At 77.8% G+C, this 704-nt stretch carries 1 protein-coding gene; it reads right to left on the bottom strand.

The annotated features are described in order from the left end of the window. On the bottom strand, positions 1-704 hold a 704-nt coding region (locus tag OZN99_RS32910), incomplete at both ends, for a heparinase II/III family protein (protein ID WP_270939373.1).

The raw sequence follows: 704 nt of genomic DNA on the forward strand, positions 1-704 counted from the left end.
GCCGGAGGCCGCGTCGCGCCTCGCCGCGGGCGGCGCGCCGCAATCGGCCAGCACCAGCGTGCGGCCGGCGGCCAGGCGGTGGAAGCCGGTGTCCGGCAGCGCGGCGGGCGCGCGGCCGCGCGACTGCGCCTGGGTCAGCACCAGATCCAGGATCGCCGGCGCCTCCTCCCGCGTGCCGTTGAACAGCGCCAGCCCGCCATCGGCATGGCGCAGCAGGCGCAGCGCCGGCGCGGCACGGTCCAGCACCGCGGCCAGCGTCGGCGGCGCCTCCACCCCGGCGCCGTGCAGCAGGTTGCGGATCTCGATCAGGTCCTGGATCGCCGCCAGAAGCTGCGCCGGGCTGCGCTCCACATGGCCGCCATCCGGGTGGAACTGGCGGTCGAGCTCCTGCGGCAGGAAACGCACGCAGCGCGCCAGCCAGGTCTCGTCCTCCAGCGCCACCGCCGCGGCCATGCCGCCCTTCAGCGCCACCAGCGCGCCGCGATGCGCGGCTTCGGCCGGCAGGCCCGCCACGACATGGCGGGCGTCCTGCGCCATGCGCTGCATCAGCTGCTTGCGGAAGGCGTCCTCCGCCGTCGCGGCCAGGAAGTCCCAGTGCCCGAGCCAGGCGGAGATGCGCGCGCCCGCCACCTCCGGCGCCTCGGCCAGCGGGTCGCCCGCGCCCAGCGCCAGCCAGTCCGCGGCCAACGCCCGCCCGCGCAGCC

This window comes from Falsiroseomonas oryzae (genome assembly GCF_027856955.1).
GTDB classification, from domain to species: domain Bacteria; phylum Pseudomonadota; class Alphaproteobacteria; order Acetobacterales; family Acetobacteraceae; genus Falsiroseomonas; species Falsiroseomonas oryzae.